Source organism: Candidatus Micrarchaeia archaeon, assembly GCA_041653315.1.
In the GTDB taxonomy this organism is placed as follows: Archaea; Micrarchaeota; Micrarchaeia; order Anstonellales; family JAHKLY01; genus JAHKLY01.
On record JBAZFO010000028.1, the window covers coordinates 1 to 14,589 of the forward strand.

General features: G+C 26.2%; 18 protein-coding genes. 8 read left to right on the forward strand and 10 right to left on the reverse strand.

Annotation, left to right across the window (positions count from 1 at the left end):
• Window positions 1–714 (reverse strand): hypothetical protein (locus tag WC356_05680; GenBank protein ID MFA5382635.1); only part of this gene is annotated, 714 nt, incomplete at its 3' end.
• 71 nt (window positions 715–785) lie between these two features.
• Here WC356_05680 and WC356_05685 point away from each other — a divergent pair.
• Window positions 786–1,205 (forward strand): NUDIX hydrolase, encoded by a 420-nt coding sequence (locus tag WC356_05685; protein MFA5382636.1) that lies wholly within the window; start codon window positions 786–788, stop codon window positions 1,203–1,205.
• Here the strand turns inward: WC356_05685 and WC356_05690 are convergent.
• The gene (locus WC356_05690) at window positions 1,202–2,281 is read right to left on the reverse strand and encodes an inositol-3-phosphate synthase (GenBank protein ID MFA5382637.1); all 1,080 of its coding nucleotides are present in this window, start codon (window positions 2,279–2,281) and stop codon (window positions 1,202–1,204) included. The two genes, WC356_05685 and WC356_05690, sit on opposite strands and share 4 nt — an antisense overlap.
• A gap of 83 nt (window positions 2,282–2,364) precedes the next feature.
• On the opposite strand from WC356_05690, the gene WC356_05695 reads away from it, so the two are divergent.
• Both WC356_05695 and WC356_05700 read left to right on the forward strand, forming a co-directional pair.
• Window positions 2,365–2,667: a helix-turn-helix transcriptional regulator gene (locus WC356_05695; protein MFA5382638.1), complete on the forward strand. Its 303-nt coding sequence runs from the start codon at window positions 2,365–2,367 to the stop codon at window positions 2,665–2,667.
• A gap of 8 nt (window positions 2,668–2,675) precedes the next feature.
• Window positions 2,676–2,930: a hypothetical protein gene (locus WC356_05700; protein ID MFA5382639.1), complete on the forward strand. Its 255-nt coding sequence runs from the start codon at window positions 2,676–2,678 to the stop codon at window positions 2,928–2,930.
• Here WC356_05700 and WC356_05705 read toward each other — a convergent pair.
• The gene (locus tag WC356_05705; protein ID MFA5382640.1) at window positions 2,917–3,480 is read right to left on the reverse strand and encodes an adenylate kinase family protein; all 564 of its coding nucleotides are present in this window, start codon (window positions 3,478–3,480) and stop codon (window positions 2,917–2,919) included. The two genes, WC356_05700 and WC356_05705, sit on opposite strands and share 14 nt — an antisense overlap.
• A gap of 51 nt (window positions 3,481–3,531) precedes the next feature.
• Here WC356_05705 and WC356_05710 point away from each other — a divergent pair, with 51 nt between their 5' ends.
• Both WC356_05710 and WC356_05715 read left to right on the forward strand, forming a co-directional pair.
• Window positions 3,532–4,425 (forward strand): hypothetical protein, encoded by an 894-nt coding sequence (locus WC356_05710; protein MFA5382641.1) that lies wholly within the window; start codon window positions 3,532–3,534, stop codon window positions 4,423–4,425.
• Between the two features lie 4 nt (window positions 4,426–4,429).
• Window positions 4,430–5,038, forward strand: coding sequence for a CDP-alcohol phosphatidyltransferase family protein (locus WC356_05715; protein MFA5382642.1), 609 nt, complete (start codon window positions 4,430–4,432; stop codon window positions 5,036–5,038).
• Here the strand turns inward: WC356_05715 and WC356_05720 are convergent.
• The gene (locus WC356_05720) at window positions 5,035–5,604 is read right to left on the reverse strand and encodes a winged helix-turn-helix domain-containing protein (protein ID MFA5382643.1); all 570 of its coding nucleotides are present in this window, start codon (window positions 5,602–5,604) and stop codon (window positions 5,035–5,037) included. The two genes, WC356_05715 and WC356_05720, sit on opposite strands and share 4 nt — an antisense overlap.
• A gap of 285 nt (window positions 5,605–5,889) precedes the next feature.
• Between WC356_05720 and WC356_05725 the strand changes: the two genes are divergently transcribed.
• Entirely contained in the window at window positions 5,890–7,404 is a 1,515-nt protein-coding gene (locus WC356_05725; protein MFA5382644.1) for a helicase-related protein, read from the forward strand.
• Here the strand turns inward: WC356_05725 and WC356_05730 are convergent.
• Window positions 7,401–7,985 (reverse strand): hypothetical protein, encoded by a 585-nt coding sequence (locus tag WC356_05730; GenBank protein MFA5382645.1) that lies wholly within the window; start codon window positions 7,983–7,985, stop codon window positions 7,401–7,403. The genes WC356_05725 and WC356_05730 overlap by 4 nt on opposite strands.
• Window positions 7,986–8,036: 51 nt before the next feature.
• On the opposite strand from WC356_05730, the gene WC356_05735 reads away from it, so the two are divergent.
• Together WC356_05735 and WC356_05740 are read left to right on the forward strand one after the other, a co-directional pair.
• On the forward strand, window positions 8,037–8,891 hold the full coding sequence (locus tag WC356_05735; GenBank protein ID MFA5382646.1) for a D-aminoacyl-tRNA deacylase: 855 nt from the start codon (window positions 8,037–8,039) through the stop codon (window positions 8,889–8,891).
• Between the two features lie 32 nt (window positions 8,892–8,923).
• Window positions 8,924–9,805, forward strand: coding sequence for a hypothetical protein (locus WC356_05740; protein ID MFA5382647.1), 882 nt, complete (start codon window positions 8,924–8,926; stop codon window positions 9,803–9,805).
• Here WC356_05740 and WC356_05745 read toward each other — a convergent pair.
• From WC356_05745 to WC356_05765, 5 genes are all read right to left on the reverse strand, one after another.
• Complete coding sequence (locus tag WC356_05745) at window positions 9,745–10,962, reverse strand: ABC transporter permease (GenBank protein ID MFA5382648.1); 1,218 nt, start codon at window positions 10,960–10,962, stop codon at window positions 9,745–9,747. The two genes, WC356_05740 and WC356_05745, sit on opposite strands and share 61 nt — an antisense overlap.
• A 1-nt stretch (window position 10,963) precedes the next feature.
• A complete protein-coding gene (locus WC356_05750) occupies window positions 10,964–12,175 on the reverse strand; it encodes an ABC transporter permease (GenBank protein MFA5382649.1) in 1,212 nt (403 codons plus the stop codon).
• On the reverse strand, window positions 12,162–13,673 hold the full coding sequence (locus WC356_05755) for a hypothetical protein (GenBank protein MFA5382650.1): 1,512 nt from the start codon (window positions 13,671–13,673) through the stop codon (window positions 12,162–12,164). The genes WC356_05750 and WC356_05755 overlap by 14 nt, the downstream gene beginning before the upstream one ends.
• The gene (locus WC356_05760) at window positions 13,670–14,356 is read right to left on the reverse strand and encodes an ABC transporter ATP-binding protein (protein ID MFA5382651.1); all 687 of its coding nucleotides are present in this window, start codon (window positions 14,354–14,356) and stop codon (window positions 13,670–13,672) included. Before WC356_05760 ends, WC356_05755 begins: the two co-directional genes overlap by 4 nt.
• A 1-nt stretch (window position 14,357) precedes the next feature.
• Window positions 14,358–14,589, reverse strand: a 232-nt coding sequence (locus tag WC356_05765) for a PadR family transcriptional regulator (protein MFA5382652.1), incomplete at its 5' end; no start/stop codon positions are given.

The window sequence follows — 14,589 nt, forward strand, 5'->3', positions numbered from 1 at the left end:
CGCTGTTCCTTCAATTATAATTGGAGGAATTGCCGTAAATTTAATATTTACAAATCCATTTTCAACTTCTTTTGTTTTATCTGCTACTTTTATGACACCATCTAAAGGATTACCTTTATCATCTACAAAACTTACATTTAGTTCATATTCAGTTAATGGAATTTCAATTAATATATCTTCTCCTTCCATTGTAAATTGGTATGTTTCATTTGAATTAGTATAATCTATTATTGCTTCATAATCTCCTTTTGGTAAATTAAAAAATGTGAATCCCCCGCTTCCTGTTGCTTTTGTTGTATTTAAAATAGTAACATTTGCTTTTAAACCGCCTTTATATTCATCAAAAACACGTATTGTCACCTGGCTTATATTAATATAATAAGTTCTTGATCTTCTTCCACTTTCAGCATCAATTTTATGCGACTGCTGTTCTCCCATGTATTCTACAAATAAAGTATATTCTGTTTCTGTTAAAGATTCTTGATATTCAGTATTTGTTAATTTTAAATTCACGATTCCATATTTATCAGTATATTGTTTATTTGTCGTTACAAATCCTTTTATACTATTTAATTGATAATTTGTCCATACTGCTACTCCTTCCATAGACCTATTTTTTGAATCAACAACTAATACTTCCAGTTCTTCAATAAAAGCTGCATTAGAAACACATAATAAAAACATCATAATTCCTATTAAAATTATATTTTTCATATATTCACCAAAACAATTATAATAAGTTTAGTTTAAAATTGTTTTCACAATATTTTTGTGGAGGAAAAAGAATGGAAGACAAATTAATTTTATCTGGATGCTTATTAATAAACAAAAATAAGGAAATTTTACTATTAAAAAGAAAAGATCACGGACATTATGAAACTCCTGGTGGAAAAGTCGAAACAACTGAGAATTTAATAAATATTCAAATTTTAAGAGAAAATGCTGAAAGAGAATTAAGAGAAGAAGTAGGAAGTGATTTTGAAATTGATAATCTAGTATTTTTTTCAAATGTAGTATTTACTACTCCAGACGGCAGAAAAGCAATTGCTAATAAATTTACTACTAATTTAATTAGTGAAGAGCCTAAAATAAATGAACCTGAATTATTCAGTGAAATTAAATGGATACCAATAAGCGCAATAGATTCAGTTAATTTATCTCCTGATTTGAGAATAATAGCGCCTTTAATAAAAGAAAGGCTCTAAGCATTTACAAATTTTTGTATTAACTCTTTTGCTTCTGAATCTGAGTATTGAACGCGCGGGTGTTTAAATAAATAAGCTGAAGCTTCATCTATTGAACCCCCTAAATTTCTATCTTTTGCTATCTTCACTAATCTAATAGCATCTACTACTACTCCTCCAGAATTTGCTTTGTCATCAACTTCTAATTTTAAATCAATTTTAAAAGGAACATCTGCCCATGAATTTGCTTCCATTTTAATAAAACATATTTTGGTATTTTTTAAAAAAGGTATAAAATCACTTGGACCAATATGTATATCATCTTCATTAAGACGCTCTGTTAACTGGCTTTGAACAGACTCGGTTTTAGATATTTTTTTAGAGACTAACCTTTCTCTTTCAAGCATATTTTTAAAATCTGTATTTCCCCCAACATTTAACTGATAAGTATGTTTAATTTTAGCACCTCTATCATCACATAATTTAGACAAAACACGATGTATAATGGTTGCCCCTACTTGGGATTTAATATCATCACCAATAACAGGAACTCCTGCTTGTTTGAATTTATTATTCCATTCTTCATTAGAAGCAATAAAAACAGGCATACAATTTACAAAAGCAGTTTTAGTTTCTAAACATATATCTGCCCAAAATTCAACTGCTTTTTCAGAACCAACAGGCAGATAATTTACAATAACATCTACTTGTTTTTCTCTTATTTCATTTAATATCTCTTTTTTTAATTCATCAATGGGTTTAGTCTGTTCAATTGGATCAAACCAATCTTCAACATATTTACCTACCCCATCTAATCTTGGTGATTCTTTAACAATTACTTCTGTTTTTGGCATATCCTTAACATAATCAACAAAATTAGGTTTTGCATATTGTGCTTCACTCAATTCTTTTCTAACTTTATGCTTTGAAACATCCCATGCAGATACAAACTCAATATCTTTCCATGAATAATCCCCCAACTTATCATTCATTATGCCTACAACTGTATTATTTGTTCTTCTATAATATTCTAAACCTTGATATAAACCAGCAAAACAATTTCCTACTCCTACTACGCCTACTTTTATTTTTCCCATTCAATCACCTATTTAATAGCCATATATATTTTGTATTTATATAAATACTATACCTTTTAAATACTTATCTTTAAAATTAAATCATGGGAAAACCATTAAATAGACTTGAAAAACATACTCAAATAAATAATATTTGGATTTATGTTTTATCCTTATTAAAAAAAAGAGATTTACACGCATATACTTTAAATCAAGAAATAAAAAATAAATTTGGATTTAAACCAAGCAGAATAATGATGTATCTAATTTTATACAAATTAGAAGAAGAGAATATGATTGAATCATATTTAAAAGAAAGAAGAAAATACTATAAAATAACAAAAAAAGGAGAAGAAGAAATAAAAAAAGCTAAATTATATCTGACTAATTTATCAAAAAAAATATAGGTGTGAAAATGAATAGAGAAGAATTATTAAAAAAAGGAGAGATTCTCATAGAAATAAAAAAAACAGGTATAAAACAAAGAGTTACATTTAGAATAATAAAAGAAGACACCCCAGAAGGAAAAATTCCTTTTTTAACTGCTGAAAAATTTATAGATTTACCAGAATTAATAAAAATATGCGAAGAATACCAGCTCCCAATAAAAGCAAAAAATGGAAAACTTTTTCCAAAAGGAAAAATGGCTAAAGATTTTATAAATCTTTAATTTTTTTAAGATCTATTTTTTCATTAAATATCTTTTTACTCCAATCAATATGTTTATTCTTTTTTTTGCCTTTTAAAATATCTTGTATCTCTTTAATTACTTTTATTGGTGTTTTATTGGTGGTGTTTATTTCATATATGATTTCTATTGGATAATTTGATTCTGATTTTAATAAACAATAATCCAAAATTTCACAAGAAATATTATTTTCTAGTTTATCTTTTATATATTTTCTTTTAGATAATCTACTTCTCAATAAATTAGGATGGGTTCTTAAAACAAAAACAAAATCTGCAGGCAATTCTAATTCGCATAATAAATGGCTTTCAACAATAAATCCTTCTTCTGAGGAAATATGATTTCTTAAATAATCTTCTAAATCTTTTAAATTCACTATTTTAGAATTATCTTCTTTATCTATTTTATTAAAAAATTTATGTTTTTCTATTAATTCATTCACGTTAATTAATTGCATTTTTAATTTTTTAGCTAATTCTTTTGAAATTTCTGTTTTTCCGGTTCCGGGTGTTCCTGTAATTAATATATTCATAAAATAATTTTGATAAAAACACTTTAAAATCATACTATCAAAATAATACATATGAAAATAACAATAATTACATTTTTTTTAATTAGTTTATTATGCATTTCTAATTCAATGACAATAGAACAAATAATATTTACTTATTTAGAACAAGGAGATACTTTTAGATATGAAGGGGTAATTTATGAAGGAAATAATTATGAATTAGTTATTTCTGGTGGTGCAGAACTTTTTGTAATGGAAAAGGTAGATAATAGATATTATTTTATTAATGATAAAGAAACAATTAAAGAAGTTTTAATGGCATATTATGAAGAAAATAACAATTTGAGCATAGAAAATCAATTTGAGAGATTAGAAAAAGCAAAAGAACATACAAAAAACTTTTTTGAAAGCAGGGGAGAACAAGAGGAAAAATGTAAGCAATATACTGGGATAGATAGATTACCTTGTGATGATGAAGACTCATGTTTAGTTGCGTGCAGAACAGTATATATTTGTGATACATATTCCTTTGGTATTGGAAAAGATTTTGTTAATTTAATTCTGAGTTATAAAACAAACACAGAAAAATTAGATAAATATGAAGAAGAGTATAAAGAAATTTTTGATGAAGTAATTGAAGAAAAAAGTTTAGAATCCTTAGAAGAAATTGAAGAATATTTAACTGAAATAAGTAAAACCTCAAAAAATATAGAATTAAATGAATTAATTGAAACATATATGTTTTGTCCAGAAATATCTTATAAAAATTCTGAATTAACTTCTGCTAAATCAATAGTATCAGATATTAAAAAATCAATAACTCCTTTATATGAAATTGATAAAACAGTAGATACAATTTATTTAGAAACAAACAATAGAAAACCAGATTATGATTTGCCAATGGGTGAAATAAAAATTGAAATGTTTAATGGACATATTGTAAATACTTTATATTATAATAAGTGATAAAATGTTAAAAAATTCTGGAAAATTTGAAAAAAAAGAAAAATACTTATTTTCTATTTTTAGATTTTGCCCTTTATCTCCCAATATTATTACTATTTTATCAGTTATTTTTGCTTTAATTGCTTTTATTTATGCAGAAACATTAAATATATATTATATTTTAGGATTAATATGCTTAGCATTTGTATTTGACGCATTTGATGGAATTGTAGCAAGAGCTAAAAATCAAGTTTCCAAAAAAGGCGCTTTTTTAGATGGAATAGCAGATAGGATAGTTGAATTATTTGTTTTGCTCATTTTATTAAAATGGATAAATTTTTATGGAATAACTGGATATTTGATACCTATTGATTTACAAATAATTTCAATTTTATTCTTTGGAACTTGTATGACTTCATTTGTAAAAGCATATGCTGAACACAGACAAGTTTTAAGCCATGAAAAAGCAGTTAACTTAAAAGGTCTTTTAGAGCGCGCTGAAAGAGTTGGTTTAATATTTATAGCGCTTTTATCAGTAGTTTTTGCGCCTTTATACACATCTTCTCTTATATTCTTAATAGTTATTCTAACAATTTTCACATTCTTACAAAGAATGTATTATGTATTGAATTAAGCTGCCTTTTTTTCTCTTAATATATTTTTACCTTCTCTTGTGATTCTATAATAAACAAATTTCTTTCCAGGCTCTTGAACGCGCTCAACTAATCCTGCGCTTACTAATTTATCTAAATGCTCTGAAATTGTTGATTTGCTTTTATCATATTTTGTACTAAAATAAGTAGGAACTTTATCTGCTTCGCGCAATTCTAAAAGCATACTCATTCTTAAATCGTTAGATAATACATCAGGCACTCTTTGAAAAAAGATTTGATAGCCTGCAAAAACAAGAAAAATAGCAATAACAATCAATGAAATATATTTTATTATCTGAGTATATAGAATATTATCTTCAAAAAAAGCAGGTGGTTCTTCATCAGTTTCAAACGTATCATTTATTTGTCTGCTTGCTCCTACTACCATCTCCTCTTTAAAAAATTCATCTTCTATAGATAAACTCTCCTGAGCAATAGGTTCATCAACTTGTATAGATAAACTAAGAAAATCTATAGATAAAAATACAGCTAAAGCTAGTATAATAACTGCGAAGGTAAAATATAATTTTAAATTGCGCTTTTGCATATATTTTTTAGCAGTTTTTTAGTTTAAAAACCTGCTGTTTTGATAAGGAAATAATTAACAATATTAATTTTAGTCAAAATAATGACTAAATTTCAATATAATTAGTCAAAATAATGACTAAAAATAGAAATATTTTACTTAATAAAAAAATACTTCTGGGTTAAAATTAGATAATTTTGGTCAAAATAATGACTAAATTATAATATAATTAGTCAAAATAATGACTTAAAAAGCTGAGATTTATTAAATAAATAATTTAATAAAACATACTTACAAAATTTAATAATGCTTAAAGATATTGAACCAAGAGAATATCAGAAAAACATAGCTGACTCTGCGCTTAAAAAAGGAAATACATTAGTTATTTTACCAACTGGATTAGGAAAAACCTTAATTGCGCTTATTATGATTGACAAATTAAAAACAGAAGGAAATATCTTATTTATGGCGCCTACAAGGCCATTGGCAGAACAGCATTTTAAATCAATAAAAAAACACTTAGATATTGATGAAAATGAAATAGTATTAATAAATGGGAGCATAAAACCAAAAGAAAGAATAGAATTATGGAAAAAAACAATTTGTATTTCAACTCCGCAAACAGCTAAAAATGATATTGAAAATAAACGTTTGGATCTTTCAAAATATTCATTATGTATTATTGATGAAGCACATAGGTCAGTAGGCAACTATGCATATACTTTTGTAGCTGAAAACACAATAAAAAATAATGTTAAAATTATAGGTATGACTGCTTCACCAGGTGGAGATAAAAAAAGAATTGAAGAAATTATGAATGCATTATATATAAAAAATATAGAAGCAAGAACACATGATGATAAAGATGTTGAAAAATATGTTCAAAAAACAAATATGAAATGGATTTTTATTGAATTAAATATAGAAATGAAAGAAGCAGTAAAATATTTAAAAGAAATGTATAAGGAATATTTAGAAATATTACAAAAATTTGGTATTTTCATAAGAATTCCTTCAAAAGTTGAATTGATAAAGGCACAAAAAAGAATTTTAAAAATAGAAACTAACTCCAAATATGCTGCTATGTCTTATTATTCATCTATATTTAATTTGTCTCATTTAATAGAATTATTAGAAACACAAGGAATAACAACTTTTGAAAATTATTTAAATAAAATGAAATATGAAAAAACATCCAAAGGAGTTGAAAGAGTATTAAGAGATTATAGATTAAAAATAGCTGAAAATTTATTAAAAAATAAAGAACACCCAAAAGTTCAAGAATTAATAAATATTTTAGAAAGAAACAAAGGAAAAACTGCTATTGTTTTTGCTCAATATAGGGATCAAATTATTTATTTAACAAAAATATTAAATCAAAATAATATAACTGCTAAAGAATTTATGGGGCAAAAAAAAGGATTTACTCAAAAAGATCAGAAAAGAATTATTGAAGAATTCAAAAATAAAGAATTTGATGTTTTATGTTGCACAAGTGTTGGTGAAGAAGGATTAGACCTCCCTTCGGTAGATTTAGTTATTTTTTATGAACCAACTCCATCAGCAATTAGAAGCATTCAAAGACGCGGAAGAACTGGAAGACACAAAGAAGGGGAAGTAATAATATTAATAACAAAAAATACACAGGATGAAGCATTCTATTGGGCTTCAAAGAAAAAAGAAAATAAAATGAAAAAAATAATTAAAGAAATGAGTAAAAATAATGAAATAATTTCAAAAAATGAAACATTAAATGAAACTAAACCAATAATTGAAAATAAAAAACCAAAAAAGAAACAGGCATCTATTTTAGACTTTTAATATTCTTCTTGTTTGTTTTTTAAAGGAGAGAGATAATCTGTAGTATCTTCTTCTTTTTTAGGAATTGTTTTTTCCTCTATTTGTTTTTTATAATAAGTTATCAAAATTAATTCTATTACTGCAACAATTATTCCAGCAAAAGGTATACTCACTAACGCCACAAATAAAGGTAAAATAAATGCGAAAATAGGAATTAATTTATTTGATAAATCTTTCGAAAAATATGCTGCTAATATAGATAACACCAATAAAATTATCCAAATCAAATTACATAATATAAAACAAATAAGATTATTTTCTGGGCATACAACTATTCCTGTACACCCTCCTTTAAATCCAAAATTTATAAGTTTTTCCCCAGTAAGTGGTATTATACATTTTCCTAAATCTTGAATACAATACCCTTCAATACAATCATATGTAGAAACACAAGGCAATCCAATTATTTTATCTGCTATATCTGGATTTACACATTCTCCATTATAACAATACCCTTCTGTACAATCTCCACTATCATCGCATATTTGTGCAAATAATGAAAAAGAAAAAACTAATAAAAACAAAAAAATCAATTTATTCATACTTTAATTAGTTTACGAGTCTTTTTAAGCTTTTTTCTTAATTGTTTTAATATGCCTACTTTAATCTATTCAAAAATAAATACTGCGAGTAAAAACATATGTGAATATATTATTAATAAATATAATTTTGAAAAAACTAATGAAAATGAATGGGGTAAAAATATACAAAATATAGAAGTAAAAATTGTAAAAGTTGAAGAAAATGTAATTGATTTTTCATTTAAAGATGAATCAGATTATTTAATTGTTCCGTCCACACATAAAAGCACTTCAAATACAAAAACTCTGGGCGTTCATGTGCCTGGAAATTGGTCAACAGCAGATTTAGGTGGGAAAAAAGAAACATTAAATATGTGTTATTCTTCTAAAATGAAAACAATTTTATTAAATATAAATAAGTTAGCTGAAGAAAGAGGATTAATAAAAATAGAGAAAGAAAGAGGATGGGAAATAACATTAGAAGTTGACCATCACGGCCCTACTCCCCCAGAAATTAATGAAAAAACACCAATAATGTTTGTTGAAATAGGCTCAACTGAAGAAGAATGGAATGATAAAGAAGCAGTTGAACTAATTGGTGATGCAATAATAAACTCAATTCCAGACAACACAAAATATCCAACTGTTTTAGGATTTGGAGGAGGACATTATGCTTCTAAATTCAACAAATATGAACTAAATGATGGAGAATATAAAAAATTAAATTATGCTATATCTCATATTCTCCCTAAATATCGTTTTGATGATTTTGAAAAAAGTGCGGAAGAAATGTTTAAACAGGTGCTTAATAAAAATGTTGAAAAAATAGAAAAAGTATTAATAGATTGGAAAGGTTTGAAATCAGATCAAAGACAGCTTATAGTAGATTTATGTGAAAGAAATGATATAAAATGGGAAAAAGTATAACTTTATAAACTCTGAAAACAGCAAAATAATATATGGATAACGAATTTCAAAAGTGTTTTACTAAATATATAAAATTAGATCTAAAAACTATTTATAAAGATAAAACTTTAAGTAGATTATCTGCTGCACATTTTTTTGATATTTTTGTAATGAAATTTCTAGGGAAACCTGAGTATCATTGGTATCCAAATTCACGAGAAATTCATTATATATACAATATAGATTCAAAGGAAATAGAAGTATGTGTTTTAATAGATTTTAAAGAGAAACAAAGATCAAAAATTGAACTAACTCCAGAAGAAAGAGAAATAATAAAAAGTACTTGCGCAACTATTTTTATAAATTCAGAAAGAAAAACAATAGCTGGCGGAGTATATCTTAAATTATTTTTAACAAAACAACTACTTAAATGTAATGCTCTTTTAAGAAAAAGAGAAGAATTATTTGATGGAGATCTTTATATCCCTTTTGAAAATGATTTTTATTTTGGGGAAAAAGAGATTGATTTAAGAAAAATACCAAATAAAATACTTGATAAAACAAATATTGAATTTTATTTATCTGCTACTTTTTCAACATTAGATATATTTAAATTTGAAATTTTAGATAAAGAAATTTATATCTGTGAATTTGAAGATGAATTCGTTTGCGCTTCAAAAATAAAAAATGGAAACTATTGTTTATGGGTTCCATTTATACCAAATGAAAAAAACAAAGAAGAAAGTGAAAAAATAATAGAAAAAATAAAACATAGAATTAAAATGCAGGAGGATAATTTAAAAAAAGGATTGATAATTCCTATATTTAAAGTTAAAAAATCAGATCTTCCACTCCCACAAAGACCTATAGAAAATTACTCATATCTTAGTGCTTCTGTTGGAGATAAATCAACTGCACGTTTAGCTGGAAAATAACCAGATACTAATCCAATTAAAAATGATAAAACAATACTTCCTAAAAGTATAATTGGGTTATAAACTATTTCTATTCCTATTAAAAAAACTGCTAAAATACTCAATCCAATTCCTATTAAAACTCCTAAAATACCTCCTATTAAGCCTAAAAATCCACTTTCAATTAGAACAACCATTAAAATATCTTTTTTTAATGCACCCAATGCTTTAAGTGTTCCTAATTCTCGTGTCCTTTCAAAAACAGACATATACATCGTATTCATTATTCCTATTCCTCCAACAAGCAGAGAAATAGCAGCTATTAAACTTAAAGCAAGCACAAATGTTCCTAAAACCATGTCTGATGCTTCAACCACAAAATCATAATTAATTATTGTAAAATCTTCTTCTCCTTCTTTAACTCTATGTAAATTCCTTAAAACAAATTTAATATCTTCAGATACTTTTGATAAATTCATTTCAGTTTTAGCTTTTACAAATACATAAGAAATTTCATCTTTTTCCAAAGTGTTTTCTGAAAACTTTCTTGCATCTTTAAATGACACTAAAATTCCTGCATCATCTTCAGAACCAAATGTTCCACCAATCTCTTCTAATATTCCAATTACTTTAAACTTTTCATCATTAATATACAATGTCGAACCAATATCTAATTTTTTACTAAACATACTATTAGCAAATGAGTTTCCAATTACTGCAACTCCTGATTCAGAAGAAGATATTCCGCGCCCCTTTGCTAAATTATATGTTGGAAAATCTTCAAAAAATAAAGTATTTGGAACACCCATTACATAATATATAACAGATTCATCAGAATGTTTTATTTCAACTCCTGGGGCTAAAATCAAGGGAGTTACTCTTTCAACACCAGAAACAGATTCAATTGCTAAAACATCTTTATCATATAATTTTCCAGTGGAAACAGAACCAGAAGGCCCAAAAGACATTGCAGACCGTATATCCCCTGGCATTACCATAATACTCTCTTTTCCAAAACTTTCTAATTCATTAGATATAGTTTGTTTAAAAGAATCTCCAATAGTAACTAAAGCAACAAAAGAACCAATACCAATTACAATTGCTAAAACTGTAAGCCAAGTACGGACTTTTCTTCTTTTAATATTCCTAAATGAATATTCTGCTAAATCCTTTTGCATTTTATTTCCTCCCTAATGCATCTAATACATCAAGATCTGCTGCTTGTTTTGAGGGTATATAACCTGAAATTAAACCTAAAATAAAGGAAAGACATAATCCCCCTAAAATTAATTCCCATGTTAATAATAATGAAATACTTCCTTCTAAAAATATATTGGCTATACTAACTACAAATACTGAAAATATAACTGCAATTATCCCTCCCCCAAGTCCAATTAATCCGCTTTCTATTAAAAACAAATGTAAAATATCATTTTTCTTTACTCCTAATGATTTTAATACTCCTATCTCATAAGTTCTTTCAGTAATAGCCATATACATTGAATTCATTATTCCTATACCCCCAACTACTATTGAAATAGCTGCTACTGTTCCTAAAAATAAAGTAATATACCCTAGAATAGATTGAATACTTTCCTTTGCTGTTTCTGCTGTTTGAATAGTAAAATCTTCTTCTCCTTCTTTAACTCTATGTGCATTTCTTAAAACAAATTCCACATTTTCCTGAACTTTCCTAATTTCAAAACCGTCTTGTATTACAAAATAGATTACTGAAACTTCATCTTTATTTAAAGTAGATAAAATTCGTGCATCATTAAAGGAAATGAATAAATTTTTATCTGAACCTGCTTGACCACCAGATTCTTTTAAAATTCCTATAACTGTATAAGATTGATCATTTAAAGTTAAAACTGAACCTAAATCAATATTTTTATCGAAAACATTTTTTGCAATATCATAACCAAGCACAATACTTTTTGAATCAGAAGATTGAAGCATTCTTCCTTCTAGTATCTCAACATTTGGATAATAAGTTGTTAAAACATATGGATCAATACCATAAACAGATATTCTATATTCTTCTTGACGATATTTTACTTTTGCTGGAACACTTAAAACCCCAGTTGCTGATTTTACTCCAGAAACTGCCTTTATTTTTTGAATATCTGATTCATATAATTTTGAAGTTACTCTTGTTCCTGCTGGCCCTATTGAAGAACCAACAGAATTCTGTGATATTGGTAAAACTACCGCATTATTTGCCCCAAATTTATTTAATTCAGTTTCGATTGTTTTATCTAAACCTAAAGAAACAGAAAGAAGAATTATAATGGCAGCCACACCAACTACTACTCCTAAAATAGTTAGTAAAGTCCTTATATGGCTGTGCATTAAACTTCTAAACGCATAATTAAATTTATCTAGAAGCATTTTTCTTCCTCTTTTTCCAATACCAGTATCCAACACCTAATAATACTAAAATTACTATTGGTATTATTAATCCATTAGATTCTTGCTCTTGAAACTTTTGAGAAGCTTGTTTAGAATATATTTTAATTGAAACATTTTCTTCTAGTACTTGATTATTATTGAAAGAGTCTTTGAAAAAAACTTTTATTGGTACTTCTTCTATTTTTTCAGTTTCGTTTATTTTTGATACATATATATTATATTGAACACTGCTGAAATCATCTGAATCCAAAGATCCAATAAATTGTTTATTTTGTACATTTAATAAATGAATATCTTCTGTATTATCTAATTCAAACCATACTGACTTAATTTCAGAATCCCCGATATTTGAAACTTTCAAGGATAAAACATATTTTCCTTCTTCAATCATAGGAGAAGGAGAAGATTCTACAAAAATTGTGATATCAATATTTGGTTGTATATTTAAATTCTTTTTAATTGAATCTGTTTTCTTCTCACCTGCTTGAGAAATATAAGTTAAATCAAAGCTAGTTAAATAATATCCTGGAGATACGTCTTTAATACCTAATTTAATATTTTTTGTTTTTTCTTCTCCTGGTTCTAATCTATCAAAATTAACTCTCTCTCCACTTAAAGGAACAAAAACTGAAGTTTCTTCTAATGTTAATTCAATATCTTCTAATGTATTTTGACCATTATTCACAATTGTTAATTGAACTTCTTTTGTCTCCCCACTTTTAAAATCAGCTGGGACTAAATTTAATCCTAATTCATGCTTTTGCTCTTCAAACTCAAATGAAGGAGTTAAAGATTCTGTGTATTCATTGCCTAAGATATCAAAATAATTTATAGATAAATTAGTTGGTAAAATTCCTGCATCCATACTAGATGAGATATAACCAGAAATTTGAAAAGTTATTTGATTTTCATTTATGTCACCAACATAAACTGGAGAATTATCAATTATAAAATTTTCATCTGAAGAATAAATTTTGACATCAGTTGCTGAACCTCCTTCTTTTAATATTGTTAAATTAGTATTAAACCTTTCACCAATAATAAATTTTTTATCTGTACTTATTATTGATAATGAAGGAGGCCTATTAACATAAATCGGAATATCAATAGCTCTTGATATTGATTCATCTGAACTGCCTAACACTTCTTTTGTTCCTCTTATTAATACTCTTAACGAATAAACTCCGGAGGGTGTTGTTTCTTTAACTGTAAAAGGAACTGAAATAAAAGATGTTCCTCCAGATTCCATATCTCCAATATATATTGAAGATAACGCTTCAATTCCTGAAGAAGGCTGCACTGAAGCTGATACTCGTTTTAATTGATCAGTTCCCCCATTTGATAAAGTTAAAGTAACAGTTCCTTTAACTCCTGGTCTTGCGGTTTCAGGCAAAACTTCATAATTTGATATTTGAAGATCTGCAAATACTGAACTGACCATTAATATTAAAATTAAAATTCCAAATATTTTTTTCATACTTTCACCTCTTTATCTATCCTTCCATCTTTAATATAAATAATTCTATTAGTTAATTTTGGTATTTTAGGATCATGAGTTACTATAATAATTGTTTTTCCTTCTTTATTTAATTTAAAAAAAATATCTAAAATAGATTTCCCTGCTTCTGAATCTAAATTTCCTGTTGGTTCATCTGCCAATATAATTTCTGGGTCATTTGCTAATGCTCTTGCAATTGCTACTCTTTGTCTTTCCCCTCCACTTAATTGAGAAGGTTTGTTATTTAATCTGTGACTTAATCCTACTTTTTTTAATAATTCATTAGCAATTTTATTTCTTTCTTGTATTGAATATCCATAAAACATTAAAGGTACTGCTACATTTTCTAAAGAAGTAAAAGTTGGAATTAAATTAAACGTTTGAAAAACAAACCCTATTTTTTTACCCCTTATATAAGCTCTTTCATCTTCATTTAATTTTGAGATATCATTTTTTTCTAAAAAAATATGCCCTTCTGTTGGTTCTGTTAATAAACCAATAACATTTAATAAAGTAGATTTTCCACTTCCTGAAGGCCCAACAATACTAATTAATTCCCCTTCTTTTATTTCTAATGATACTCCTCTCAAAGCATCGACTGGAATTTCACCAAGCAAAAATCTTTTTTTAACATTTTCAATTTTTAATAAATTTTCTTTCATTTTACTTCGCCTTTAATAAAAATAACATATATTTTTCTAATGTTGGGGTAATCAATTTTCTTACATTCCTAAAACATTCTTCTCCTTCTTTTGTTATTTTATATATATATTTTTTCCTTTTATTTTTTTTATCTTCAATTTTTTTGATATACCCTTTTTTATGTAAAGAATTTAATAAAGGATATAATTGAGAATAAGTAATTTTTATGTTTTCTTTGTGTAGTCTTTTTATT